This window comes from Serratia sp. 506_PEND (assembly GCF_001076875.1).
Lineage (GTDB): Bacteria > Pseudomonadota > Gammaproteobacteria > Enterobacterales > Enterobacteriaceae > Serratia > Serratia marcescens.
In genome coordinates, this window is sequence record NZ_JVEL01000220.1 from 1 (window position 1) to 22,569 (window position 22,569).

The window sequence follows — 22,569 nt, forward strand, 5'->3', positions numbered from 1 at the left end:
CCTGAACGAGAACCGCGAAGGCGTGGTGTTCCTGCTGTGGGGCTCGCACGCGCAGAAGAAAGGCAACTTTATCGACCGCAACCGCCACCACGTGCTGAAAGCGCCGCACCCATCGCCGCTTTCCGCCCACCGCGGTTTCCTCGGCTGCCGCCACTTCTCGCAGGCCAATCAGCTGCTGGAGCAGCAAGGGCTCACGCCGATCGACTGGATGCCGCGCCTGCCGCAGGCGTAGCCCAGAAACAAAAAAGGCACCCTTGGGTGCCTTTCTTTATGCAGTTGCCGGAGCGATTACGCCTTGGCCTTGGAGACCGCGACCATCGCAGGGCGCAGCAGGCGGCCGTTCAGCGTATAGCCTTTCTGCATCACCATCATCACGTGGTTCGGCTGGTGATCGGCGGATTCCATCATGCTCATCGCCTGATGCACTTCCGGGTTGAACGGCACGTTGACGTCGCCGACGATTTCGATGCCGTACTTGCGCACCACGTCCAGCAGCGATTTCAACGTCAGCTCGATGCCTTCAATCATTGCAGCCAGTTCCGGATTGTTTTTATCCGCCAGATCCAGCGCGCGCTCCAGGTTGTCGATCACCGGCAGCAGATCGCCGGAGAATTTCTCCAGGGCGAACTTGTGCGCTTTCTCGACGTCCAGTTCGGCGCGGCGACGGATGTTTTCCGCTTCCGCTTTGGCGCGCAGCAGGCTGTCGCGCTCTTGCTGCTGAGCTTCCGCCAGTTGGGCTTCCAGTTCGGCGATACGCGCATCGCGCAGATCGACGCCTTCCGCCGCTTCCGGCAGCGTATCCTCGTGATGAGCGTGTTGTTCCATTTCTTCCGAGACTTGCTCGTTTGGCGTCTTCTGTTCTTTACTACTCATGAATATCTCCGCGTTTTAGCATTAATCTCGCAACTTGGCTTATTATGGGGATCAAAACCGGGGTTTCAAGTCAACCGGTCACAATGTGGGGCATAAACGGGTCCCGGTGAGGAAAATCACAGCAAATGAATAAAAAATTCGCCTGTATTGGCATTGTTGGCCACCCGCGTCACCCTTCAGCGCTGGCAACCCACGAGATGCTGTTCCACTGGCTGGTCGCCCGCGGCTATTCGGTGATGGTCGAACGCCAAATCGCCCATGATTTGGGGCTGAAAGACGCCGTGACCGGCAGCCTGGCGGATATCGGCCAGCGGGCCGACCTGGCAGTGGTGGTCGGCGGCGACGGCAACATGCTCGGCGCCGCGCGCGTGCTGGCGCGCTATGACATCAAGGTGATCGGAGTCAACCGCGGCAACCTCGGCTTCCTCACCGATCTCGATCCCGACAACGCTCTGCAGCAGCTGGCGGACGTGCTGGAAGGCGAGTACATCGACGAACAGCGTTTCCTGTTGGAAACCATCGTGCATAAAGAGCACCAGCAGTGCCGCATCAGCACCGCCATCAACGAGGTGGTGCTGCACCCCGGCAAAGTGGCGCACATGATCGAATTCGAGGTGTACATCGACGATCGTTTCGCCTTCTCGCAGCGCTCCGACGGCCTGATCATCGCCACCCCGACCGGCTCCACCGCCTACTCGCTCTCCGCCGGCGGGCCGATCCTTACCCCGTCGCTGGAGGCGATCGCGCTGGTGCCAATGTTCCCGCACACCCTGTCCGCCCGGCCGCTGGTGATCAACGGCGACAGCACCATCCGCCTGAAGTTTTCGCAGATCGGCAGCGATCTGGAGATTAGCTGCGACAGCCAGATCGCGCTGCCGATCCAGGAAGGCGAAGAAGTGCTGATCCGCCGCAGCAACTTCCATCTGAACCTGATTCACCCGAAGGACTACAGCTATTTCAACACGTTAAGCACCAAGTTGGGCTGGTCTAAAAAATTGTTCTAAAATCTGCGCCGGCCACTTTACTGTATATAAAACCAGTTTATACTGTATGAAACTACAGTTATGTGTTTATACACAGGAAGGTTCCCATGCTGGCGCAATTAACCATCAGCAACTTTGCTATCGTTCGTGAGTTGGAAATCGATTTTCAACCGGGCATGACGGCGATCACCGGTGAAACCGGCGCCGGCAAATCCATCGCTATCGATGCGCTCGGGCTGTGCCTCGGCAACCGCGCCGACGGCAACGTGGTGCGCCTGGGAGCCGCCCGCGCCGACATCTGCGCCCGCTTCTCGCTGGCGGACACCCCGTCCGCGCGCGAATGGCTGGAGCAGAACCAGCTGGACGACAGCAACGAATGCCTGCTGCGGCGGGTGATCAACGCCGACGGCCGTTCGCGCGGTTTTATCAACGGCACCGCCGTGCCGCTGTCGCAGCTGCGCGAGCTGGGGCAACGCCTGATTCAAATCCACGGTCAACACGCCCATCAGCTGCTGCTCAAGCCGGAGCACCAAAAAGCGCTGCTCGACGCCTACGCCGACGAACCCGCCCTGCTGGCGGCGATGAGCCAGGCCTACCAGCGCTGGCACCAGAGCTGCCGCGAACTGGCGCACCATCAGCAACAGTCCATCGAACGCGAAGCGCGCAAGCAACTGCTGCAATACCAATTGAAAGAGCTGAACGAATTCGCGCCGCAGGCCGGCGAGTTCGAGCAGACCGACGCCGAGTACAAGCGCCTGGCCAACAGCGGCCAGCTGCTGACCCTCAGCCAGCAAGCGTTGCAGCTGCTGGCCGACAGCGACGAGAACAACATGCTCAGCCAGCTTTACAGCGCCAAACACCTGCTGCTTGAACTGGCCGGGCTGGACGATAAGCTCAGCGGCCTGCTAGACATGCTGGAAGAGGCCTCTATCCAGATCAGCGAAGCCAGCGACGAGCTGCGCCATTACGCCGATCGCATGGATCTCGATCCCAATCGCCTGCACGAGCTGGAGCAACGCCTGTCGCGCCAAATCAGCCTGGCGCGCAAACACCAGGTCGCGCCGGAAGAGCTGCCGCAGCTGCATCAGCAGTTGCTGGATGAACAGCAGCTGCTGTCTCAGCAGGAAAGCGACCATGAGCATCTGAACGAGGCGGTCGCCCTGCATCATCAGCAGGCGCTGGCGCTGGCGGAGCAGCTGCATCAGAAACGCCTGCACTACGCCGCCGAGCTGACCACGCTCATCACCGACAGCATGCAGGCGCTCTCCATGCCGCACGGCAAGTTCAACATCGACGTGCGCTTCGAACCGCAGCACCTGAGCGCCGAAGGGGCCAGCCGCACCGAGTTCTGCGTCTCCACCAACCCGGGGCAGCCGCTGCAGCCGCTGGCGAAGGTCGCCTCCGGCGGCGAGCTGTCGCGCATCGCGCTGGCCATTCAGGTGATCACCGCCCGCAAGATGGAAACCCCGGCGCTGATCTTCGATGAGGTGGACGTGGGCATCAGCGGCCCGACCGCCGCCATCGTCGGCCGTCTGCTGCGCCAGCTCGGCGAATCCACCCAGGTAATGTGCGTCACCCACCTGCCGCAGGTGGCCGGATGCGGGCATCAGCACCTGTTCGTCAGCAAGCAGACCGACGGCACGGTCACCGAAACCCAGATGGCGCCGCTGGATAAACGCGCCCGGCTGCAGGAGCTGGCGCGCCTGCTCGGCGGCAGCGAAGTCACCCGCAATACGTTGGCGAACGCCAAAGAACTGCTGGCGGCATAAAAAAGCTCAACTTTCTTTTTATTTAAAATAAGTGATTGATAATAATTACTTTTGTTAAAATAAGATCCACAAATTGACCATAAAAAACCCGCCATCTCGGCGGGTTATGGGGTTACAGGTTCAGAGGGAGTTGATCCGTACCGTAATGGCTACTGGGGAAGGCTTGCCGCGGCAGCCTGAAGCCATCGGACAGATCGGGCGGGTTAGGGGTACAAATATACCGCTCCAATGTTGTCGTTGTAGTGAAGGTGCAGCCACACAGCATATTGTTGCACTGGTGGTAACTGCGCCGGGTGATGTTGCTCATTTCTTCACTGGTGCGAGTCTTTGCTACTGCGCCACAACGCGGACATCTGAACGCCATGGGGTACTGCCTTGGTTTTGGGGTTTGCCTTTGGTAACTATATCACTCATCGGCTGTTTTGTCGGCAGACTCCATTTCGGTGCCTTTGACTTTGACCTCCAGCTCCAACGCCGTCTGATAGCCCTGCTCCCCGATGGTATGCACCACCCTGGCGATCACCCAATCCGCGTTGTCGATCACCGATTTGAACCCGGCTACCTTCGCATGCAATTCAGGGTAAATATCCGGACGGCCGCACGCCAGCGTAATGCCAAACTCGGCGGCGCCGCGCTGAAGTTGCAACCATTTCGCCGCAGCGGCACGACGGGCAGCCCGCTCTGTTCTGAATGTCTGACGCATCACAAACACATTACCTTCTGCGCCTTCCAGGTAATCACCCTCCCGGCTACTGGAAGCCGGTGTCTTTTGCTTTGCCGGCTTCCGTCGACGCTTGATAACTGTTGCAGGCTTTTTGCCGTAGTTAAGATCCAGCCAATACGCCTGCACGCCGGTGTAAGCATCCCTGTCTGCAACGCGAAAACTATGCCTATCACCGCTGGCGCGCGTGATGGTGATGCTGGGTAATGGCTTCCCACTTCGGCTGACGCTTTGCCCTGGCACAATGAACAACAACATGCCGTTCTTGATGGTCGCTATCGCCCCGAGCAGCTCCGCCATGCGTGTTAAAAAGCTGATGTCGCTCTCGCTGGTCTGATCGGCGTGGTCGATCTCCACGTCTTTCAGGCTGCTGCTGACGCCGGGCTTCAGATTGTAGCGGCCGGCGATCGCGCTGACGACATCACCCACGGTGACATCGTGCCAGCTATACTCACGCTTGACGTTAAAATCCTCTCTAAAATCGGCGCTACGCGCGGTGACCGTTAACCGATCCGGCGGCCCGCTATGGCTGACTTCATCGACGGTGAAGATACCCTTATGCACCAGCGATTCGCCCTCCCACCCGATGGAGACCGAGACATCAACACCCCGCCGCGGCAAGGCAACTTTGCCGTCAGCATCATCGATCACCAGCTCCACAGTATCCGCCTCAAAACCGCGATTATCGGTAACGGTCAGCGACAATAGCCGGCGGTTCACCTCCGTGACCGTTTCCCCGCCGATAAGTAAATCAAACCCTGGACGCCTGACATAATCGTCAGTGAGCAATTTGTCGATAAATTCCATGCCCGCACCTTATTCGCTGTTTTTTACAGGATTGTCGCGTGCGCGCACGTAAACAACGCGCTCAACTTCTCCCGTGCCTGCGACAAGCCTAACGACATGATTTTTATCAATGGCTAACCCACTATGGCAGCATGTTTAACCCATGAGGTAAAAGTCATGTCCGCATTGTTATCAATGGCAACGGCTTCCGCTTTTCATCATGGCGCGTCGGTCAACGAAACCACAGAACTCGGTACGCTTATCCGCGATATTGATACTTCTGTGATCGGCGTGGTGTGCACTGCTGATGATGCTGATGCCGCTACGTTTCCGCTCGACACGCCAACCATGATCACTCGCGTTAATAGCGTGCTGGGAAAAGCAGGGAAAACCGGCACGCTGTACACCACGCTGAAAGCAATTTCTGACCAGTGCAGCCCGAAGGTGGTTGTCGTACGCGTCGCCGAAGCGAAGAACGCCGATAAGACGCAAGACCAATTAGTTATCGGGGGCGTCAGCGATGAAGGGCGCTATACCGGTCTGTATGCGCTACTGACGGCCGAAACCCACACAGGCGCACATCCTCGCCTTCTGGCCGCGCCTGGGCTGGATACCGAGCCTGTGGCGGCCCAACTTGGCGTATTCGCGGAAAAACTCCGGGCGTTTGCCTACATCGGCGCGCACGGCCAAAAAACCATTGCGGAGGTGAAAATCTACCGCGAGACATTCAGCCAACGCGAGCTGATGATTATTTTTCCTGACTTCATTGCCTATAGCAGCCAGTCAGGACAAAACGAGGTTGTCCCGGCAACCGCCTATGCCCTCGGCTTGCGCGCTAAAATTGACAGTGAGCAAGGCTGGCATAAGTCGCTGTCTAACGTGCCGCTGGATGGCGTGCTGGGGATCTCTGCCGACATCTGGTGGTCGCTCCAGGGGAAAGACACCGATGCGGACGATCTCAACAGCCACAACGTGACCACGCTGATCAAACGCGACGGCTTCCGCTTCTGGGGTAACCGCACCTGTGATGCGCAGACCTACTTCTTTGAGGTCTACACCCGCACGGCGCAAATCCTGGCTGACATGATCGTTGAAGCGCACTTTGCCTACATCGATAAAACGCTCACGCCATCGCTGATCAAAGACATCGTGGACGGTATCAACCGGAAAGGTAAGCAGTTGGTCACCGCTGGCCGGCTGCTCGGATTTGACTGCTGGTACGACCCGGCAGACAACCCGAAAGAGAACCTGCGCGACGGTAAGGCGCACATCCGCTACAAATACACGCCGGTGCCACCGCTGGAGAATCTGGAGTTGACCCAGACCTTCACCGATGAATATTTCGCCGTCTTCAACCAGCAGGGATAAGGAGTAAACGTCATGGGGATGCCTAAAAAACTCTTTATGTTTGACGTATTTATCGACGGTCAAACGTATCTCGGCCAGGTTGAAGAAATTACCGTGCCGAAGCTCACGTTAAAAACCGAGGATTACCAGGGGGCAGGAATGCCAGGATCCGTTGCCGTTCTCATGGGGTTGGACGGCGGCGCGCTCGACATGGATGTCACCATGGGCGGTCTGGAAGTTGGCCTGCTCAAAACCTTCGGCGGTACGCTCGACAGCCTGCAACTGCGCTTCGCGGGGTCGTATTACGATGATGCCACCGGCCAAACCACGGCCTGTGAGATCCAGACGCGCGGGCGGTTTACCGAACTGGATTGGGGATCGGCAAAGTCCGGGGATAACACCCAGCACAAGTACACCCTGAAAAATGCCTACTGCAAGGTGACGATCGACAATTCAGAGGTTTTTGAAGTTGACCTGCTCAACCTGATTTGGAAGGTCGACGGAAAAGATCTGCTGGAGCAGCACCGCAAGAACATCGGCCACTAACCGAACGTTAAATAAACTTATCCATGCCTGGCGGCCCATTGCCAGGCACAACCGGAGCCCGACGCTATGTCTAAAGTTATCCCGCTTTCCGTCGCCATCAAACGTACCAGCGGCGAAGAGATCACCGAAGTCACCATTACCGACACCATGAAGCAAGTAGGCGCCCTGCGCGGCCTGAAGCTCTATGACGTCATGACCAGTGATGTCAATTCGCTGATCACTCTCCTTCCGCGTGTCACCTCACCACGCCTGACCGAAGTCGAAATCGCTTCAATGAATATTCAGGACTTTTCTGAATTGGCGACCGGTGTAGCCACTTTTTTAGCACCGAATTCGGCGCAGGAAATGCTGCCGGAGGACAGCGCATCGTTCGATGCCCAAGCGTAGAGACCGATGAAATCATCGCCGACATAGCTACCGTCTTTCATTGGGCGCCGTCGGAGTACGACGCCATGTCGGTGCCTGAGTTGCTGAAATGGCGTGAGCGCGCGGCCGTCCGTAACGGAAGTGAATCATGACAGACCGCAACCTCAATATTCGGGTGGCGCTCAGCGCCGCCAACAAGCTATCCGGGCCGGTCAGCGCTGCGCAACGCAGCGCGGCCGGTCTCGCTTCTCAAATCAAAGCCACCCAGGGCAGCATCAAGAACTTGGGCGGCCAGGCAAAAACCTTTGATCGCCTCAACGCGTCCATCAACAAAAACGCCGCGGCCTATGAAGCAGCCAAAGCCAAGGCGAAAAGCCTGCGGGCCGAGTTTGGCCCGCTCAAGCAACAGACCGATGAGCAACGCAAAGCACTGGCGGCATCACGCCTCGAACGCGACCGGTTAGGGCGTTCTCTCGACAAAGAAAAGCAAAAACTTAATGCCGTCACGGCTCAAATGTACCGCCACGGCGTCTCCGTGCGTCAAAGCGACAGCGCCACCGCACAGATCACCCGGCGAACCGAAAGCTATAACCGTCAGTTAGCCGAACAACAACGCCGCCTCAGCGCGGTGACCCGTATGCAAGCCAATGTCGCTCGAGCGAAAGAAGTACGCGGCAAGCTCGCCGGCGCTGGTGCGGCGGGTATCGCGGCGGGCGGAGGCATGCTCTACGGCGTCGGCCGATTCTTGAAGCCGGGTCTCGATTTTTCGGCCGGCATGTCTGATACGCAGGCTTTGGCTGGCCTGGATAAGAACGCTCCAGAACTGAAGGCCTTGCGCGAACAAGCCGAGCAGTTGGGCGCGTCAACGGTGTTTACGACAACACAGGTTTCATCCGCACAGAAATACCTGGCGCAGGCGGGGGACTCACCTACAGACATCATGTCGGCCACGCCGGGTGTGCTGAGTCTGGCGTCCGCCAGCGGGGTCGAATTGGGTTTTTCTGCCGACCTGATGTCGGACATTCGCTCGGCCATGGGGCTTACTGCCAAAGAGTCCAACCATGTCGGTGACGTGCTGACAGCGACATTTACCAAGGCCACAACCGACCTCACTCAACTGGGCGAGGCGATGAAGTATGCCGCCCCCAATTTCCGCAATATCGGCGTCTCCCTGGAGGATGGCGCCGCCATGCTTGGCGTAATGGCGGATGATGGGGTCAAGGGCTCCATGGCGGGGACATCAACGCAAGGCCTGACGCGTCTTTTCACCGAGAAGACATCAAAAGCAGCGCTAAGCGCCCTTGGTGTAAGCGTGGCAAATGCTGACGGGAGTATCCGCCCTGTTCTCAGCATCATGGAAGATATCAGTAAAAAAATGGGGCGCTTTAACCAAGTCAGTCAAGTTCAGCTTGGTAAAGACCTCTGGGGGATTGAGGCGCAAAAAGGGATGGCGGCGGTTGTCAAGGCGGCGGGCAGCGGCAAGCTGCGCGAACGCGCCGACATGAACCGCAACAGCGACGGTAAAGCCGGTAATATCGCAACAACTAAAATAGACAACCTTCCCGGTGACATCCTGCAAATGGGATCTGCATTTGAGTTTCTGCGGATCCAGATGGCGGCCAGTGTAGACGAGCCGCTGCGCGCATTGGTGCAAGATATCACCCAGGTGCTAATGCGCGTGGGTGAATGGATGAAGGCCAACCCTAAATTAACAAAAATGCTGACGCTGACCGTCATGGTCATAGGTGCGGCGGCAGTTGCTCTGGGAACATTGGCGCTCGCGGCGGCGGCGATCATCGTGCCCTTCGCCATGATGCGCCTCAGTCTCTTCATGCTGACCGGCGGCCGTGGCTTGGGTGCGCTTATCCCCTCGGCAAAAGGATTGACCGGTACACTTGGCCGGCTGCTCCCCTCTTTGTCCGGCGTTGGGCGCAGCATCAAAGATTGGCCCGGCGTATTCCGTGGCGGCATGACAGCGCTGGGCAATCTGCGCAGCCGAGTGGCGTTGCTGGGCAATAGCCTGCAAGTCGGGTTGTTACGTGGCGGGCTGGCGATAAGTCAGGGGCTGACATTTGCATTCACTCAACCGGGCGCAGCATTGGCAGCGCTGGGTAATGGCCTGCGCACGCTGGCGACAGGTGGTTTCGGAATGTTGTTCAACGTCGCTCGCACCGGCCTGACGATGCTGGGTGGCGGCTTCTCGCTGCTGCTAAGCCCTGTCGGCCTACTGGCTATGGCTATTGTCGGTGCTGGGCTGCTGATCTGGAAATATTGGGAGCCGATCAAGGCCTTTTTCGCCGGCTACTTTACCGGCCTGATGGAGGGATTGGCGCCGCTGAAGGAAGCCTTTTCTGCTGCCTTTGCGCCGCTGGCGCCGCTGTTTGATGTGATCGGCACTGCCATCAGCAAGGTGTGGAACTGGTTCAAAAGTTTGTTTGAGCCCGTCGAAACATCCAAGGAATCACTGGAGAAATGCACCGCCGCCGGCGAAACCTTCGGCAAGGTGGTCGGCATGGCTATATCCGGCCTGATGTGGCCGATAGCGCAAATCGCCAAGGGGTTAGGCTGGATACTGGAAAAACTCGGCGTGATCCCTAGCGCCGCCGACGCGGCCAGCCAGGCAATCGCAGCAATGAGCCCCGACGATGCGAAGAAGCTCGCAGGCAAGGCCAACCTGCTGCTGCAAGATGTCAATGCCATCACCCAGGCAGGCAAAAAAACCAAAGAAGCCGAAGAGACCAAACAGGATGCGATAAAAAAGACGGGCGAAACGGCTAAACAAGTTTACGGCTCTGAGGTCTATGGCGGAGCCACTGGTACAAAAAGTAAAAAAGGCGCTGCCGGCGGTCTTAATGCGGCATCGACTGAAAAAACATCCGCGTCGGACGTGAAAAAACTCGGCGATATCGTCTTCAAAAACCGGCCACCAGTAGCGGCTATTGACGGACTGTATCAAGAACCGCGCCTACAGATTCAGCGCTCATCTTTGCTCGACAGTCTGAAACGCTCAGTGATTGGCTTGGCTGACAACGTGCTGCCATCAGGCTTAAAGCTCATTCCAGAGTCGCCTAACCGCTCATTTGGTAGCAACCGCCAGGCGATCAGCCGCGACAATTACACGTTCGAAGTGCATTTTCATGGCGTGGACATGAGCGATCAGCGGGCGTTGGGTGAGCTGGTGAAAGACAAACTGCGGGAGCTGATGCGCGAAAACGACACGCGCCGCCGTTCCCGCCTGAGCGATAAGGAGTAAAGCTATGATGATGGTTTATGGCATGTTCGTGTTCATGCTCCAAAGCGCCCCCTATCAGTCACTGGCGCGCACGTCTGGCTTTCGCCATGTCAACAACGAGCGCATCGGCAGATCCGCTTCCTGGCAGTATATTGGCGCCGGCGAAGATGCGATCACGCTGAGCGGCTCTCTGTACCCCGAAGTTACTGGCGGTGACGTATCGCTAGAAGTGTTGCGCACCATGGCCTACACCGCCCGGCCCTGGCCGCTGATTGAAGGTACGGGCGTCATCTACGGCATGTTTGTTATCGACAGCATCACCGAAACCCGGACTGAATTTTTTGCCGATGGCAAGGCGAAAAAAATCGAGTTCACGCTGTCGCTGAAAAAAGTGAGCGAGGACGTTCGCGAAGGATTGGCCGATGTCACCGCCGATGATCTGCTGAGCATGATCCCCAGTTAAGCATCGAGTACAGCCATTTTTGACTGTACTGCAGGACGATGGCCAGCACAGTCAGGAATAGCGATGATTGCCGGCAGTAGAAGAAAAAACCCCGCGGATTGCTTCGCGGGGTTTTGTTTATGCAGGTGGCTGAGGCCAATCTATTTTTGGTGCATCGTCCGGATTTATTCGGCTCAGTAACACAGTGTATTTTTCTAGCTCCTCCAGTCTTATCTTTTCCTCTTCAGTAGCGATGTCATATTTTGCTGCGCGTGATAGCAGCGCTATAGCCTCTTCGGCATCAGTCATCAACTGCTGCTTTTTCATTGTCGCAAGGAGGATGCTATCTTCTTTGCTTGGCTCCGGCATGTCTACCCATTCAGGCTGGCCCCGATTGTTAGCGCCGCGCGTTTTTCCGTCAGGTGGGGGGCATGTATATTTTTCGCATGCGGCATCCGTCACCGATACAACATCATCAGGAAGCGTCCCGGCGTCCTTGTAGGCTTCCAAAAGCTCAACGGGATAAAAAGCGCAGGTGGTTTTGCTGAAATAATAGTTAGACATATTAATACCCTATAGCCATCCAATAAACCTCACGCTCATTCGAGCCGTGAATCCAGTCAAAACCGTTTCGCTCGCCAGATAGGTTGCGCGTTTGCGGGTTCCAAGTTGTCTGATAGCCTTGTGCATAGTTCCTGATAATGGTCGAAACGAACAGAAGTCTGTTGGGGACGGCAATATTTAACGGAATGCGGTCAATTGCGCCGTTGGGGTCAGCGGAGCCAGAAGTAAAACCGCCCTGAAAAATAATCCCGGTGCGCGAATCACGATACCACCACCCATCACCGCTAACCGATTTATCCGTTTGGCTGGGAGGTGGATTGTTGGGGCTATAAACACGCTGGCCTGACTCTGATATTCCAACGCCACTCGACGTAAAGAATCCGCCATCACTACCAATACCGAATGAACGCCCCGTAACGTCAGAATAAATAGAGATTGAGCCGTTACTATTTGCTGAAATACTGGCAACCTGCACGCCGTCAGCATTTCGAATGAAGAACGCGCCGCCTTGCGTGCCAACTCCACCCAGTGCATTTAGGCTACCGCGCAGATTTCCGCCTGTTATCGGATATGCCTTGGTTTCTGCGGCAGTGGGCGGTGATTTTGTAGTAAAAATCTGCCCCAAGTCTGTACTATCAACTGTACAACGAAGAATTCCATCATTACCCCAACCAATATAAACCTTGTTGTTTGACTGATTAGCTCCGCCGCCCTGCTGTACAGCCCCAACATCTGAGGAGGTGGGTTTATAATCCGTGGTATAGACGCGATTCCAACCACTGAAGGTGCCATTAACATTAATAGCAGTGCGCAGACCCGCTTTTCCGCCGGCCTCATGTGTAATTTGCAAGTAATGAAGAAACTTCTGATTGCCAGGCGTTGTCGACAAGTCGCTGCTGTTCGTCGTACAAATGAGTGAACCCCATGTCGTGCCAGCCCAAGTGCTATTCTCAACGCTCCACACGCCAGGTGAAGTGGGCCCGTTGTTTCCTGACAATATACGCGAGATCCCTAGCCTGGCGGCAAAGTTGTTTCGCCAGTCAGCAGCGCTAACGTTATTAGCCGTGGGCGGGGATTTTTCGGTGAAAATACGCGTCCAATTCACACCTTTGGCTTCAACAGTTGATTGGCCTATCCAGGCATCACCCTGGATACTGATCGCCAGATATCCGGTTGATGGCCCGCCATCAATGGGTAAGCTGACAACACCAGCGGACGTATACTGTATCGGTGGTTTATTCGACGCTTTATCATCTACACGGTAAAACTGCGCAATGTTGCTGTAAGCGTCGGCCTTAGCGACAGGGCCAACACCCAAGCCAGCGGTGCCTACTTCCATCACATTGCCGCTTCCTGTGCCGACGTTCTTCGTCGCCGCGGTTCCCAGCGCAAGATTACCGCGCGCAGCGGCTTTATCTGTCAGATCTGAGAGGTTGGCCGCTTTCTTGGCACTGGCGTCGTTGACATCTTTTACCGCTTTTGGGGTGGCGGCTTTGGTCTCGTCGTTGCTGGTTGTCGCGCTGCTCAGCTGTACCAGGCCCTTCGCTGTCGTGCTGGCGTCCGGGTGGTTGCGGGTCTTCTCATGCGCCTTGATGGCATCGTCGACGAAATCGCGCGTCGCCAGCACAGTATCGCCGCCGGCAATAATCTGGATAGCTTCGGTGCTGCTGACGATCAGCACCATGCGCAGCGTCTGCGTGCGGCCGCTGCCTTCCTCCAGTTTCGGCTTGTAACTTTCTGCCATGTTACTGACGGCGATGAGCGTGCCGGCATCGTCATAGAGTCCCATTTCCCGCAGCCAGAACCCGCCAACGTTGGCCGGGAGAATAAGCTCGGCAATGATATGGTTATCAATGGATTTATCGATCGTCAGCGTGTTAAGCCGCGCGCGGTCTTTCTCATTGATAAGCTTCGTCTGCGCCGGGTTTGGCGTCGGCAACACGCCATTGCCGTCACCCACCGCCATATGTGTAATTTTCAGTTGCTTGCCGCCAGCGGATGCCGCGGCAATCTTTGCGGCCCCGGCGGTTGTCACTATCGCCTTATATTTGCTCATGTTCATTCCTTATCCGGGGTAAACCGTGATGACGTCGCCGTCGATGGCAGCGGCGCCGATATACAGAGTTCCGGGCACGTCCTGGATCAACGTCAGCCCTATCAGGTGCCGGCTGACCGGTTTAGCATCGGCGATCACCCGCTCCAATTCCTGATACATCTCTTCCGTGATCCCTTCCTCATGTACGCCAATATCGGCGCGGAAGGTGCCGGGCTGTTCGCCATCCTGCCACCATTCGATCACCTGTATCAGATAGCCCAGCGGCTCGACCGCCCGGCGTAGCGCCGCAATGGTGCCTTTGTGGCGATGGATGAAATAGGCCTGCCGAATAGCATCGCGTTTAGCCTCTGTGCTCCAACTGGCATCCCAACGATCGACCGACAACGCCCAGGCCAGGTAAGGCAGCAATGCCGGCGGGCACGTACCCGGATCCCACAGCGTGCGCAATGGCACCGGCAACGTTGTCGCCTTCTCGCACGCCTGCTCGATGCGCTGCATCAACGGCGTTGCATGCGGTGGCAACAAGCTGTTACGCATCGTAGCCCCCGAAAGTAATCAGCTGTTCGGTGCAGTACCCCGCCTGCGTCTGATCTAAAACGATGTCTTTAAGCGGGCTTTTCAGCTCCACGCGCTGGATCCCCTCGACATGCAAAGCGGCATAGATGGCCGATAGCCGGATGTCGCGCCCCAATCGGCGCTGTTCGCGTGCGTACTGGTTAAGGCTCTGCGCAGCGGCCTCCAAGATGGGCTCAATTTCCGGGCCCGGATAGACGTACACCACGGCATCGACCCGATACTCAATCACCTGCGCGCTTTGCACGGTGACGCGATCGGCAACCGGCCGCACCTCTTCATCATTCAGCGCCTTGGTGACCGCGGCGACCACTGCATCATCTGCCGTGCCGTTCCCTTCGGTAGACAGTACAGAAATGGTGACCATTGCCGGCGCCGGACTGATGGCGCTGGCATCGGCGACCCGACCGTCAGCGCTGCGCGCATGAAACTCATAGGCCGCCATGGGGCCGGCAACGCTCATTCCCTCCATCGCCTGGGGGACGCGCTGGCGCAGCTGACTATCCGCCTCCTTCACCGCCGGCGTTGGCGGCGTGGTACTGCCGTCCTCCGGTACAATGGTCAGGCGTTCAACGTTGAACAGCGCCGCCAGGTGCTCCAAATCCGTGCCCAGCGCAAAGGCCAGCATGTTGGCGCGCGCCGCCTCATTGATCCGCTGGCGCAACAACATCTCCCGATACGCCAGCGCCTGGCAGGTGATGCTCAGCATGCTGGATTCCAGCGCCAGTGCACGGCGTACGGCCGGCTGTTCTTCCTCCGGGAAGCAGGCGATCAGGTATTGCTTGATGTCGCTCAGCAGCACCTCAAAATCCACCGTCTCGATCACGTCCGGCGGTGGCAGTTGCGACAGATCAATGGTTCCGCTCATGACAAGGGCACCTCCGTAGTAAAGACGGTCATGGCCTCTTTCTGCTGGCCGGTCACAATCAACCGCCTTCCGCTCTCGCCTGCCGGGCTCACAGTGATTTGCGTCGGCGTCAAGCGCGGCTCCCACTGATACAGCGCAATGCAGGCAGCAGAAATTAACTGCAACTCGATGGCCGGATTGTTGGGCTTATCCAGCAGCGCGAACAGAGCCGAGCCATATTGGCGCCGCATGACCCGGCTACCCAGCGGCGTCAGCAAAATGTCATGGATGGACTGGCGCAACTGCTGGCCGTCGGTCAGCCGGTCGCCAGCCTGCATATCCATATCGAGATATTTCATTGTGCTCATACGGGTTTTCCTGTCTGGCCGCCGCCGGTTTGTACGCCGCCGTGTTTGTGGTCATCGACGACGATCCCATTGGAGGAGAACGTGCCGCCGCTGTGCGTGATGTCACCGGACATCTCGCCCCCTTCCGTCACGCTGAATGTTTTGGCGCTCAGGTGGTTGGAACACTCCACCTCTGGCGTATCCAGCATAATCTTGACCGAGGCCTTCACGGTGACCTGCTGACTCTCTGCGCTGATGCTGTCGCTGGCCTGGATAGTCGCGCTTTTGACGCCCGTCACAGACATTGCGCCGGTGTCCGGCTCGTATTCGATAATGGCGCCATCAGGGAAGGTCACGTGCCAGGCATCCGCCGATGCCGACGGCGCCGGCGATGCATCGCTGTACAACGCCGGCAGCACGAAAGCCGTGCTGAGCTCTCCCCCGATCGCCAGGAGAACAACCTGCTCCCCCACCGAGGGTGCCCACCAGGTGCGCGACCGCCCCGCCCGATGCGTTAACCAGGGGAGCCAGGTCGTAGACAATTGCCCCGAGGTCACCCGACAACGCTGCGCGGTGAGATCAACCTCCGCCACTACCCCCGTGCGCACCAGGTTACACAGCAGCCGGTACAATTCGGCAATGGTCATAGCCCCTCCAACAAATCACGGTAAATCACATCGATAAGCGTCATACGTTCATGCGGCGACAGCCCCAGCAGCTCGCGTTTCGGATAACGAACCTTTGCCAATTCGTTGATGCTGCCTGTCAGGCCGTACTGATGCTGGCGAGCAATGGCCGCCGCACGCCCCTGAAACCCCACCACCGCGGCCGACGGCGTTGCGGTTGCCCGCAGGTATCGCGCCGCACGCAGCCGCCGAAACATGGGGTAGTCGCGCCGGCTTGTCTTGCGGGTCTCGCTGCGGTCAATCGAGAGATAGCGCTCAATGTCCTTGCGGTAGAAAGAGCGCACCGCGCCGCGTTCTTCATCATGCCCGGTGATCATCCGCCCGCCACGGCCGCGCGTGGCGCGCCAGTTCTTCAATACGCGCTCCTCGCCCTTCCATACAAAACGGATCCCCAGCTGTGCGCGTAACACTTTGCGCCGGCGGGCGACATAGGCCGAGCCGTCGGGGTTTTTCTGGCTGCGAATGCGTTTTTGTTGATCCAGCTGGATAACACGCGACAACTTGCGCGCCATGCTGCGCCGGTAGCTGGGTTTGGCCGTGGATACCAGGCGCTGTAGCTCCTGCTCCAACTGCATGAACAGCGCGTTATCACTGGACATTCAACGCCTTCCCTTTTCTTTGCAGATGAAACTCATCCGTTGGCCCCGTCACCAGCACATCCCATGCTTTCAGGATCTCCGGGTAAACCGGCGGCTCGGCCAGATGCTCAATCACCAACTCCCCCTCTTCCATCGCCACAATCACCCGTTCGGTGGCCTTGATGACATACAACACGTCGATGGTGTCGTCGTTAAGAATGTCGGCATCAAAATCAATGCCATCGCGGCGCCGTTCCGGGTTAAACAGCAGATCGGGCTGATGCTGACGAGCCCAGCTCAAGATGGGGAGCGTCAACCTGTCCAAATCCCCCGGAAAATCCATTGCCAGCACGTTCAGCTCGTACTGATACATGAACGACATGGACGGCGTACCGGTGGCGATCACTTTGCCGCGAGTGACATACACCTCCAGCGCGTCGGGATTCGTCTTAAACCACGGGTGAAACTCCGTGATGATGTCGCGCATCAATTTGGCTTTCAGCATGGTGACTCCTTGGCCTTCTCATTCACGGCGTGGGGACGTGGCGGCGGCGTTGGCGGTGCTGGTCGCTTGACCTCATGCGTTTCATCGTCTGGCTTCACCATCAACCCCACGCGATGCTGTATCTGGAAAGATTCGCTCAAGGTGGCATCTCGCCAGATGGTTTTATACCGGCGGCCGGTCACCTGGGTGCCGACAACTGTCTTCACTTCCTGCACCACTTCGACCTGCATAATCGGCTTGCCGGTGAACCACTGCCGGCGGCCCCGCGCATTGCCCGTTAATCCAATCTCGGCGACAAACTCACATTCGAACGGTTTATGCACCCTTTCCCCCTTGCTGGCGTTGCCGCCACTCGATCAACGTCTGCACCCGTACGGCGCAAATGTCTAATGCCGCCTTGAGCGCCAGCGTATAACTCACCGCATCACCCCAGGTGTCACCCTGAAGACTCGGTTGCGCGCAGGCGGTAAACACGGACTCAGGGGGCAGCAGCTGCACCACCTGCGGCGCCGGTGCCGACGGCTGGGCGCAGGAGCTCAAGCACAGCATCAGGCATGCGCTCAGCAGCGCAGCGATTACCTTTGATTGCCTCACGGTATTTCCTCTGATATTCATCGCTCTGTTCCCGCAGTTGCTGCTCCTGCTGCTGCTGCGCCGCCATCAGCGCGCGGTTCTGCGCATCCTGCGTTTGCAGGGTGGCAATCAGCCCGGCCTGCTGTGCCAGGCTTTTTTGCAGCTCCGCGGCCTGCTGGCGCGCGGACTCCAGCCGGTGCGACAGGAGCGAGCTGTAACCCATCAGGCACAGGGTGCTAAGCAGCAACGCCAGTAGCCCGCCGTTCTTGAGCATCGCCAAGGCATTCGTCATGCGGGGTAGTCCCGGTGCGGTAACTGGAAATGCGGCCCATCTTTCAGCGTCTTCCAGTCGCCGCCCCACTCGATCGGGATATTGAGCTCGGCGGCCGCCTGCTTAAACGCGGCTGAAATCTGTGAGTAATACTTCCACTCCCAGGAGCCTGCTGGCGTCGGGTAGGCGAAAACATCTACCGCATGGCCGGTCAGATGCCGGCTGTTTTGCGTCTGCGACTTACCGGCGGCAACCAGCTGGCGCTGCCGTTCTGGCGTACGTAACCCCTCAGTGATGCCGAAATCGACATCGGACAAGGCCAGCGCACGGCGCACAACACGCACCAAGTCAGGGTTAACGCCGCACAGATTGTTTTCGCTGCGCGGGCTGAAGCAGAAATTAGTCATCGACCTTCCTCCGAAACAGGTGCATCACATTGCCGCGGGCGGTGTAAACGGCAGCGCATAACGTCAGATTGATCAGCGTCTCCGCCCAATCAGCAAACAGGTAATGCCCGGTCACCACGCGGATCACGACAGCGGCGCAGGCAACGATCAGCGCATAAGCGAACCCGGCGCCGGCGAACCGATAGGCAGCCCCCTGGCGGCGGTACATCAGCAGCCTGACAGCAATCAGTCCGCAGGCTACGGCATTGATACTTAACAGAACTGTCTGATAGCTCACTTCTCACCCCCACCGCGAAAGCGGTCGAATATGGATCCGTTGCTACTTGGCCTGGCGCTGAACATCATCAGAATGCGCACCGCCGCGGCAGCGGCCAGCACGGCGCCGACGGGCTTTTGTACCGTGATGGACTCACGCAACAACGTAGTCAGCAGCGATGCGACTATCGAGGCGCTCAGCTCTGCGGCATACATGCCGACCAGCATGGACACCACGAACAACATGGCCCGCTTCCACAAGGGAAAATCCGCCGCCGACAATACGAATATGACGGCACCAGCAAACGCACCGATCATGACGCCGGGGTCAGCACCTGGCACCATGCCCGCTATCGCGATCCCGGTGACGGCACTCGTCGCTACGCCGGTGCTGATGGTTAATGGCTCTGCCATGTCAACCCCTTACAATTCAATCCCATAACTGAACGATGTCCTCACGCGCCTGCCTGGCGATGTCAGGCAACGTAATCACCTGACCGGCGGCCAGAAACGGCCCGCCTTCGCACAGACCTGGGTTCGCCTCCAATACCGCCTCAGTCACCCCCTGTGTTTTGCCGTAATAGCGGTAACACAGTTGATCAACGGTATCGCCCTGCAACGCCTTGACCTCCATCAGACCAACTCCGCCAGGCCGCGATCCTCACCGAGAATGTCGCGGATAGCCCAACGCGCATCGCGCCACAGCATGTCGATCTGCGTGCTGAGCGCCTCCGCGTGCTTCTCGCCGTCGCGGGTGGTGTCAATATCGCGATAGCGCTCAGTCAGTGATGCCTTGGTGATGCTGTACACCGCGCGACGATAGCGATAGACCAACGTCGATTCGTCGTTGATAGACTCTGACGGCACGTCCTTTAGTGAGGCATTCCCTTGTTTTTCCTGGTCAAGCCGGTATTCCTTCAGCTGGTCGTTGGTGTGCAAAACAGCTTCCGTGGCGGCATGCATCAACCGATCGGTTGTCACCTTGCCGTTAATGCGCATGCTGGTACGCAGATCGCGCAGGGTGATCTCCGGCCAAAACGCCCCGGACTTGACCAGGGCGCCGCCGTCGTCAAGGTCGGGTGCGTCTCCCTCAATCGGGTTAATTTCTTTGGGCGCAACGAGACTCATCGCGGCCTCCTGATAGGTCAGGCGGTGGACGACGTGGCGGTAAACAGCAAAGCTGATGCTGCCACGTCGTGCCGCCTGGGTGCGCGGGGGCACATTGGGTTACTGCTTGGTTTTCACCGAGCGTGAATTCTGGTTGCCGGCGCGCGCCCTGGTCGAGGCCGCTGGCTTTTGCGCTGCTGCCGGCTTTTTCGGCGGCGCGGGTTTCTTCGGTGCTGCGGGTTTCTTCGTTGTCTCCGGGTTCTGCGAAGCATTACCCGTGCCGCCGTCAGGGCCGGCATTGGCATCTGATGAACCGGCGCCGCCCGCGTTATCAGCATCACCGCCGGTGCCGCCGTCGCTTTGTCCGTCAGTGCTGGCGCCTTTCTTGATGGCACGCATCAGGTTTTCGATGTCGCGCTTCACGCCGATCCCGTTGAACAAGGTAATGGCTTGCTGAAGGTAGGCGAGCGCCGATTCACTGGTCGCCGGCTGCAAGCGCTGGCAATAGCCGATGGCCTTGAACAGCTTGGCGCGCACCTGATCCGGCATATCTTCGTCCGTCGTCATGGCGTCCAGGCGCAGCAGCAGCGCCTGATCTACTGGTGCGATACGCGGATCACGGCTGAAGGCCGTCAGGATCGGATCACAAATCTCGTCAACGAGGGCGGTCGCCGTGGTGCGTTTGTACTGGTCAGGCATCGACAAACCGTGGCGCAAGACGTACTCGCCAATACGCAAGGCTTCCTCGATGTTGCCGGCATCGATATTCCAGATCATGACGGTGGTCAGCACGTCATCAGCCTGGCCGGTATCCGCGTTTAGCGCGCCATCCACCCAGCCCTGATAACCGGCGATCAGGTTGCGCTTGACGGCGCCCTTGGCTGTATCCGACTGGATATTTTGGAGCTTCACCTTATCGATGCGCAGCCGGTGCAGCATCTGCTCGTAAGCGGTGAAGTCACCGAAGGTGTTTTGTTCGCCACGGCGGGCTGCCATGGTTTCTTGAAAATGTCGTTGTGCTGGAGTCAGCATGATGTTTGCCCCCTGATGGCCGGGGCGGATGCCCCGGCTGTAAGCCTGACTTATGCACCGCCGCCGGTTTCAGCTTTGGCGAAAGTGATCCCCTCAACCAGGCAACCAAAACCGTAGTCTTCAACGACATAGGCATCGTTGGACGATTCATAGGTCGCCACGCGGTTGTAATGCGGTTCCTCGCGGATCATGCGGCGATGTTTGTCATCCATGAAGTAGATGGAGAGGTTCTGGAACGGCGTAATAAACAGCGTCCCATCCGGGAAGAACGGCGCGATGTAGCTGTCCAGGCCGGCAATTTTCTTACTGGCAACCAGCAGCTGCCCGGCCAATGCTTCCGAGTTTGGGTTGCTGGCACTGATGGCATTCAGGATCGAAAACTCTTTACTGGTCACGATGTTGCCGCCGCAGATAACAACCAGCTCGGTCGAGCGCTTATTCCACTCATCCAGCAGGTTGTTTTTGGCGTCATAAACCAGGGAGTCGACGTTGCCGTACATGCCTTTGGCAACGACCTTGTTTTCGTCGTCACGGCTGGTGATCGTGACATCCTTCATCACGCGCTGCGGCGCATGCAGACGGTACTGCTGCAACCAACCAATATTCACATCTTGCAGCAGTGGATTGGCGTTCAGATCCGATTTATCCGCGCGGCTTGTACCGTTAAAACCGACGGTGATGCGATCCAATGCCCGTCGCTTGATGATCTGGTTGGTGATACGGGTCTGGAAGTCCTTGAACTTCGCCCACATGTCCAATTGCGCATAGCTGATAAACGTATCGGTGTTGGTCTTCTCACAGCGATATTTGTTATTTTCCAGCGTGTGAACAGAACGCGGAACACGGCGATCCGTGGTGGAGTCGTTGGTAGACGCCAGCGGGCCATTAATGCCCAGGCCGATTTTTTCACCTTCCTGCTCAGGAACACCAACGATGTTGATCTTCTTCAAAAATTCGTCGGACTGTTGCGTTTTATCTTCCAGTGTCTGCGCGACGGAAGGGGCAAGATTGAACCCTTTGGTCACGGCGCCGACGGTCACACCGTTCAGCTCTACCTGGCGTGCGATATATTTGTCCCACAACTCACGGGTTTCGTTTCGCATTGTCATAGACTTATCCTGCTGTTGGTTATTGCGCTGTTAGCAGTCGGCTAACTCGGCATTCGATTTATCGTCACCGCCAATCGCCGGCGGACGCTGGGTGTAATTGTTCGGCTGGGCGTCAAGCTGGCCTTTCAGCGTGTCAAAATCGCTCTGCAACGTGGTGAAATCCTGCTGCAATTTGCCGTGCTTCTGCTCCAGCGCGCTGTATTTCTCCAGCTTGTCGAGGGTGTCACGCTGCTTTTCGGCAATGAGCGTTACCGCCTGGCGCAGTTCGCTGGCATCCTGGGTGAATTGCCGGGTATTACCGGTGAGCAAATTCATGATGCTGGTGAAGAAGTTCTTCCCGCTTTCGCTGGTCGGATCGCTCATCTCTTCAAAATCCATCTGAACTTCACGGGCTGCCGAGAATAAGATCTCCGGTGACTCTTTGCGGGAGGCCAGCGGGTTAACCTCTTGCCCTGCGCAGAACTTCAACATCTCGGTGCCGAAGCTCGCCGGGTTGTCGGTGACCGCCAGGCCACACAGATAGGCGCGACCGGTCGCAGGTAAGGACGGGTGCATCTCGACAGACCGGCAACCTTACCGGCGATCAGCGCGGCG

At 57.9% G+C, this 22,569-nt stretch carries 31 protein-coding genes; 9 read left to right on the forward strand and 22 right to left on the reverse strand.

Translation table 11 applies throughout. From position 1 onward, the window contains the following. Positions 1-232, forward strand: a 232-nt coding sequence (locus ADK28_RS05470) for a uracil-DNA glycosylase family protein (protein ID WP_048795099.1), incomplete at its 5' end; no start/stop codon positions are given. A 56-nt stretch (positions 233-288) separates the two neighbouring features. Here the strand turns inward: ADK28_RS05470 and grpE are convergent. Further along, a complete protein-coding gene (grpE, locus tag ADK28_RS05475) occupies positions 289-873 on the reverse strand; it encodes a nucleotide exchange factor GrpE (RefSeq protein WP_016929801.1) in 585 nt (194 codons plus the stop codon). Positions 874-998: 125 nt separating this feature from the next. On the opposite strand from grpE, the gene nadK reads away from it, so the two are divergent. Both nadK and recN read left to right on the forward strand, forming a co-directional pair. After that, positions 999-1,877 (forward strand): NAD(+) kinase, encoded by an 879-nt coding sequence (gene nadK, locus ADK28_RS05480; RefSeq protein ID WP_004929107.1) that lies wholly within the window; start codon positions 999-1,001, stop codon positions 1,875-1,877. A gap of 86 nt (positions 1,878-1,963) precedes the next feature. Continuing rightward, positions 1,964-3,625 (forward strand): DNA repair protein RecN, encoded by a 1,662-nt coding sequence (recN, locus tag ADK28_RS05485; RefSeq protein ID WP_048795100.1) that lies wholly within the window; start codon positions 1,964-1,966, stop codon positions 3,623-3,625. A gap of 112 nt (positions 3,626-3,737) precedes the next feature. On the opposite strand, the gene ADK28_RS29780 is transcribed toward recN, so the two are convergent. Together ADK28_RS29780 and ADK28_RS05490 are read right to left on the reverse strand one after the other, a co-directional pair. Next, positions 3,738-3,989, reverse strand: coding sequence for an ogr/Delta-like zinc finger family protein (locus ADK28_RS29780; protein ID WP_075202038.1), 252 nt, complete (start codon positions 3,987-3,989; stop codon positions 3,738-3,740). A gap of 42 nt (positions 3,990-4,031) precedes the next feature. Then, positions 4,032-5,153, reverse strand: coding sequence for a phage late control D family protein (locus ADK28_RS05490; RefSeq protein WP_048795101.1), 1,122 nt, complete (start codon positions 5,151-5,153; stop codon positions 4,032-4,034). Between the two features lie 156 nt (positions 5,154-5,309). Between ADK28_RS05490 and ADK28_RS05495 the strand changes: the two genes are divergently transcribed. From ADK28_RS05495 to ADK28_RS05515, 6 genes are all read left to right on the forward strand, one after another. Beyond that, entirely contained in the window at positions 5,310-6,500 is a 1,191-nt protein-coding gene (locus ADK28_RS05495) for a phage tail sheath subtilisin-like domain-containing protein (protein ID WP_239686210.1), read from the forward strand. A gap of 12 nt (positions 6,501-6,512) precedes the next feature. After that, positions 6,513-7,025, forward strand: a complete 513-nt coding sequence (locus ADK28_RS05500) for a phage major tail tube protein (RefSeq protein WP_048795103.1) — start codon at positions 6,513-6,515, stop codon at positions 7,023-7,025. 66 nt (positions 7,026-7,091) lie between these two features. Then, positions 7,092-7,412 carry a phage tail assembly protein gene (locus ADK28_RS05505; RefSeq protein ID WP_048795104.1) on the forward strand — a complete coding sequence of 107 codons (321 nt, stop codon included), beginning with the start codon at positions 7,092-7,094 and terminating at the stop codon, positions 7,410-7,412. A gap of 65 nt (positions 7,413-7,477) precedes the next feature. Then, positions 7,478-7,543 carry a GpE family phage tail protein gene (locus ADK28_RS33415; protein ID WP_306341629.1) on the forward strand — a complete coding sequence of 22 codons (66 nt, stop codon included), beginning with the start codon at positions 7,478-7,480 and terminating at the stop codon, positions 7,541-7,543. Next, a complete protein-coding gene (locus ADK28_RS05510) occupies positions 7,540-10,644 on the forward strand; it encodes a phage tail tape measure protein (protein ID WP_048795105.1) in 3,105 nt (1,034 codons plus the stop codon). The genes ADK28_RS33415 and ADK28_RS05510 overlap by 4 nt, the downstream gene beginning before the upstream one ends. Positions 10,645-10,648: 4 nt before the next feature. Beyond that, positions 10,649-11,086 carry a phage tail protein gene (locus ADK28_RS05515; RefSeq protein ID WP_048795106.1) on the forward strand — a complete coding sequence of 146 codons (438 nt, stop codon included), beginning with the start codon at positions 10,649-10,651 and terminating at the stop codon, positions 11,084-11,086. A gap of 117 nt (positions 11,087-11,203) precedes the next feature. On the opposite strand, the gene ADK28_RS05520 is transcribed toward ADK28_RS05515, so the two are convergent. From ADK28_RS05520 to ADK28_RS05610, 19 genes are all read right to left on the reverse strand, one after another. Continuing rightward, on the reverse strand, positions 11,204-11,629 hold the full coding sequence (locus ADK28_RS05520; protein ID WP_048795107.1) for a tail fiber assembly protein: 426 nt from the start codon (positions 11,627-11,629) through the stop codon (positions 11,204-11,206). A gap of 1 nt (position 11,630) precedes the next feature. After that, positions 11,631-13,685 carry a phage tail protein gene (locus tag ADK28_RS29220; RefSeq protein WP_053091629.1) on the reverse strand — a complete coding sequence of 685 codons (2,055 nt, stop codon included), beginning with the start codon at positions 13,683-13,685 and terminating at the stop codon, positions 11,631-11,633. Between the two features lie 9 nt (positions 13,686-13,694). Beyond that, positions 13,695-14,222 (reverse strand): phage tail protein I, encoded by a 528-nt coding sequence (locus ADK28_RS05530; protein ID WP_048795108.1) that lies wholly within the window; start codon positions 14,220-14,222, stop codon positions 13,695-13,697. Next, entirely contained in the window at positions 14,215-15,126 is a 912-nt protein-coding gene (locus ADK28_RS05535; RefSeq protein ID WP_048795109.1) for a baseplate J/gp47 family protein, read from the reverse strand. Before ADK28_RS05535 ends, ADK28_RS05530 begins: the two co-directional genes overlap by 8 nt. Then, positions 15,123-15,473: a GPW/gp25 family protein gene (locus ADK28_RS05540; RefSeq protein WP_065426245.1), complete on the reverse strand. Its 351-nt coding sequence runs from the start codon at positions 15,471-15,473 to the stop codon at positions 15,123-15,125. Before ADK28_RS05540 ends, ADK28_RS05535 begins: the two co-directional genes overlap by 4 nt. Further along, complete coding sequence (locus ADK28_RS05545; RefSeq protein WP_048795110.1) at positions 15,470-16,099, reverse strand: phage baseplate assembly protein V; 630 nt, start codon at positions 16,097-16,099, stop codon at positions 15,470-15,472. The genes ADK28_RS05540 and ADK28_RS05545 overlap by 4 nt, the downstream gene beginning before the upstream one ends. Next, the gene (locus ADK28_RS05550) at positions 16,096-16,737 is read right to left on the reverse strand and encodes a phage virion morphogenesis protein (RefSeq protein ID WP_048795111.1); all 642 of its coding nucleotides are present in this window, start codon (positions 16,735-16,737) and stop codon (positions 16,096-16,098) included. Before ADK28_RS05550 ends, ADK28_RS05545 begins: the two co-directional genes overlap by 4 nt. After that, positions 16,727-17,221 (reverse strand): phage tail protein, encoded by a 495-nt coding sequence (locus ADK28_RS05555; protein WP_048795112.1) that lies wholly within the window; start codon positions 17,219-17,221, stop codon positions 16,727-16,729. Before ADK28_RS05555 ends, ADK28_RS05550 begins: the two co-directional genes overlap by 11 nt. Beyond that, complete coding sequence (locus tag ADK28_RS05560; protein WP_048795113.1) at positions 17,215-17,544, reverse strand: hypothetical protein; 330 nt, start codon at positions 17,542-17,544, stop codon at positions 17,215-17,217. The genes ADK28_RS05555 and ADK28_RS05560 overlap by 7 nt, the downstream gene beginning before the upstream one ends. Continuing rightward, positions 17,537-17,770: an Rz1-like lysis system protein LysC gene (lysC, locus tag ADK28_RS32875; protein WP_239686211.1), complete on the reverse strand. Its 234-nt coding sequence runs from the start codon at positions 17,768-17,770 to the stop codon at positions 17,537-17,539. Before lysC ends, ADK28_RS05560 begins: the two co-directional genes overlap by 8 nt. Continuing rightward, a complete protein-coding gene (locus ADK28_RS05570; protein WP_048795114.1) occupies positions 17,700-18,086 on the reverse strand; it encodes a DUF2570 domain-containing protein in 387 nt (128 codons plus the stop codon). The genes lysC and ADK28_RS05570 overlap by 71 nt, the downstream gene beginning before the upstream one ends. Then, positions 18,083-18,472 carry a M15 family metallopeptidase gene (locus ADK28_RS05575; protein ID WP_048795115.1) on the reverse strand — a complete coding sequence of 130 codons (390 nt, stop codon included), beginning with the start codon at positions 18,470-18,472 and terminating at the stop codon, positions 18,083-18,085. The genes ADK28_RS05570 and ADK28_RS05575 overlap by 4 nt, the downstream gene beginning before the upstream one ends. After that, positions 18,465-18,749: a phage holin family protein gene (locus ADK28_RS05580; protein WP_048795116.1), complete on the reverse strand. Its 285-nt coding sequence runs from the start codon at positions 18,747-18,749 to the stop codon at positions 18,465-18,467. The genes ADK28_RS05575 and ADK28_RS05580 overlap by 8 nt, the downstream gene beginning before the upstream one ends. Next, entirely contained in the window at positions 18,746-19,141 is a 396-nt protein-coding gene (locus ADK28_RS05585; RefSeq protein ID WP_048795117.1) for a putative holin, read from the reverse strand. Before ADK28_RS05585 ends, ADK28_RS05580 begins: the two co-directional genes overlap by 4 nt. Positions 19,142-19,157: 16 nt before the next feature. Beyond that, positions 19,158-19,361, reverse strand: a complete 204-nt coding sequence (locus ADK28_RS05590; protein ID WP_048795118.1) for a tail protein X — start codon at positions 19,359-19,361, stop codon at positions 19,158-19,160. Beyond that, the gene (locus ADK28_RS05595; RefSeq protein ID WP_048795119.1) at positions 19,361-19,855 is read right to left on the reverse strand and encodes a head completion/stabilization protein; all 495 of its coding nucleotides are present in this window, start codon (positions 19,853-19,855) and stop codon (positions 19,361-19,363) included. Before ADK28_RS05595 ends, ADK28_RS05590 begins: the two co-directional genes overlap by 1 nt. Before the next feature lie 99 nt (positions 19,856-19,954). Further along, positions 19,955-20,866: a phage terminase small subunit gene (gene gpM, locus ADK28_RS05600; RefSeq protein ID WP_048795120.1), complete on the reverse strand. Its 912-nt coding sequence runs from the start codon at positions 20,864-20,866 to the stop codon at positions 19,955-19,957. A gap of 50 nt (positions 20,867-20,916) precedes the next feature. Then, on the reverse strand, positions 20,917-21,969 hold the full coding sequence (locus ADK28_RS05605) for a phage major capsid protein, P2 family (protein WP_048795121.1): 1,053 nt from the start codon (positions 21,967-21,969) through the stop codon (positions 20,917-20,919). Between the two features lie 36 nt (positions 21,970-22,005). Further along, positions 22,006-22,530 carry a GPO family capsid scaffolding protein gene (locus ADK28_RS05610; RefSeq protein ID WP_048795122.1) on the reverse strand — a complete coding sequence of 175 codons (525 nt, stop codon included), beginning with the start codon at positions 22,528-22,530 and terminating at the stop codon, positions 22,006-22,008. Positions 22,531-22,569 lie beyond the last annotated feature (39 nt).

Coding starts and splice junctions, on each gene's coding strand:
- ADK28_RS05540 (WP_065426245.1), bottom strand. CDS start 15,473: ATGAGCACAATGAAATATCTCGATATGGATATGCAGGCTGGCGACCGG.
- ADK28_RS05610 (WP_048795122.1), bottom strand. CDS start 22,530: ATGCACCCGTCCTTACCTGCGACCGGTCGCGCCTATCTGTGTGGCCTG.
- ADK28_RS05510 (WP_048795105.1), top strand. CDS start 7,540: ATGACAGACCGCAACCTCAATATTCGGGTGGCGCTCAGCGCCGCCAAC.
- ADK28_RS05490 (WP_048795101.1), bottom strand. CDS start 5,153: ATGGAATTTATCGACAAATTGCTCACTGACGATTATGTCAGGCGTCCA.
- ADK28_RS05585 (WP_048795117.1), bottom strand. CDS start 19,141: ATGGCAGAGCCATTAACCATCAGCACCGGCGTAGCGACGAGTGCCGTC.
- nadK (WP_004929107.1), top strand. CDS start 999: ATGAATAAAAAATTCGCCTGTATTGGCATTGTTGGCCACCCGCGTCAC.
- ADK28_RS05575 (WP_048795115.1), bottom strand. CDS start 18,472: ATGACTAATTTCTGCTTCAGCCCGCGCAGCGAAAACAATCTGTGCGGC.
- ADK28_RS05605 (WP_048795121.1), bottom strand. CDS start 21,969: ATGCGAAACGAAACCCGTGAGTTGTGGGACAAATATATCGCACGCCAG.
- ADK28_RS05535 (WP_048795109.1), bottom strand. CDS start 15,126: ATGAGCGGAACCATTGATCTGTCGCAACTGCCACCGCCGGACGTGATC.
- ADK28_RS05545 (WP_048795110.1), bottom strand. CDS start 16,099: ATGACCATTGCCGAATTGTACCGGCTGCTGTGTAACCTGGTGCGCACG.
- ADK28_RS05495 (WP_239686210.1), top strand. CDS start 5,310: ATGTCCGCATTGTTATCAATGGCAACGGCTTCCGCTTTTCATCATGGC.
- gpM (WP_048795120.1), bottom strand. CDS start 20,866: ATGCTGACTCCAGCACAACGACATTTTCAAGAAACCATGGCAGCCCGC.
- grpE (WP_016929801.1), bottom strand. CDS start 873: ATGAGTAGTAAAGAACAGAAGACGCCAAACGAGCAAGTCTCGGAAGAA.
- ADK28_RS05555 (WP_048795112.1), bottom strand. CDS start 17,221: ATGCTGAAAGCCAAATTGATGCGCGACATCATCACGGAGTTTCACCCG.
- ADK28_RS05595 (WP_048795119.1), bottom strand. CDS start 19,855: ATGAGTCTCGTTGCGCCCAAAGAAATTAACCCGATTGAGGGAGACGCA.
- recN (WP_048795100.1), top strand. CDS start 1,964: ATGCTGGCGCAATTAACCATCAGCAACTTTGCTATCGTTCGTGAGTTG.
- ADK28_RS29220 (WP_053091629.1), bottom strand. CDS start 13,685: ATGAGCAAATATAAGGCGATAGTGACAACCGCCGGGGCCGCAAAGATT.
- ADK28_RS05570 (WP_048795114.1), bottom strand. CDS start 18,086: ATGACGAATGCCTTGGCGATGCTCAAGAACGGCGGGCTACTGGCGTTG.
- ADK28_RS05515 (WP_048795106.1), top strand. CDS start 10,649: ATGATGATGGTTTATGGCATGTTCGTGTTCATGCTCCAAAGCGCCCCC.
- ADK28_RS05590 (WP_048795118.1), bottom strand. CDS start 19,361: ATGGAGGTCAAGGCGTTGCAGGGCGATACCGTTGATCAACTGTGTTAC.
- ADK28_RS29780 (WP_075202038.1), bottom strand. CDS start 3,989: ATGGCGTTCAGATGTCCGCGTTGTGGCGCAGTAGCAAAGACTCGCACC.
- ADK28_RS05530 (WP_048795108.1), bottom strand. CDS start 14,222: ATGCGTAACAGCTTGTTGCCACCGCATGCAACGCCGTTGATGCAGCGC.
- lysC (WP_239686211.1), bottom strand. CDS start 17,770: ATGCTGTGCTTGAGCTCCTGCGCCCAGCCGTCGGCACCGGCGCCGCAG.
- ADK28_RS05520 (WP_048795107.1), bottom strand. CDS start 11,629: ATGTCTAACTATTATTTCAGCAAAACCACCTGCGCTTTTTATCCCGTT.
- ADK28_RS05500 (WP_048795103.1), top strand. CDS start 6,513: ATGGGGATGCCTAAAAAACTCTTTATGTTTGACGTATTTATCGACGGT.
- ADK28_RS05505 (WP_048795104.1), top strand. CDS start 7,092: ATGTCTAAAGTTATCCCGCTTTCCGTCGCCATCAAACGTACCAGCGGC.
- ADK28_RS05550 (WP_048795111.1), bottom strand. CDS start 16,737: ATGTCCAGTGATAACGCGCTGTTCATGCAGTTGGAGCAGGAGCTACAG.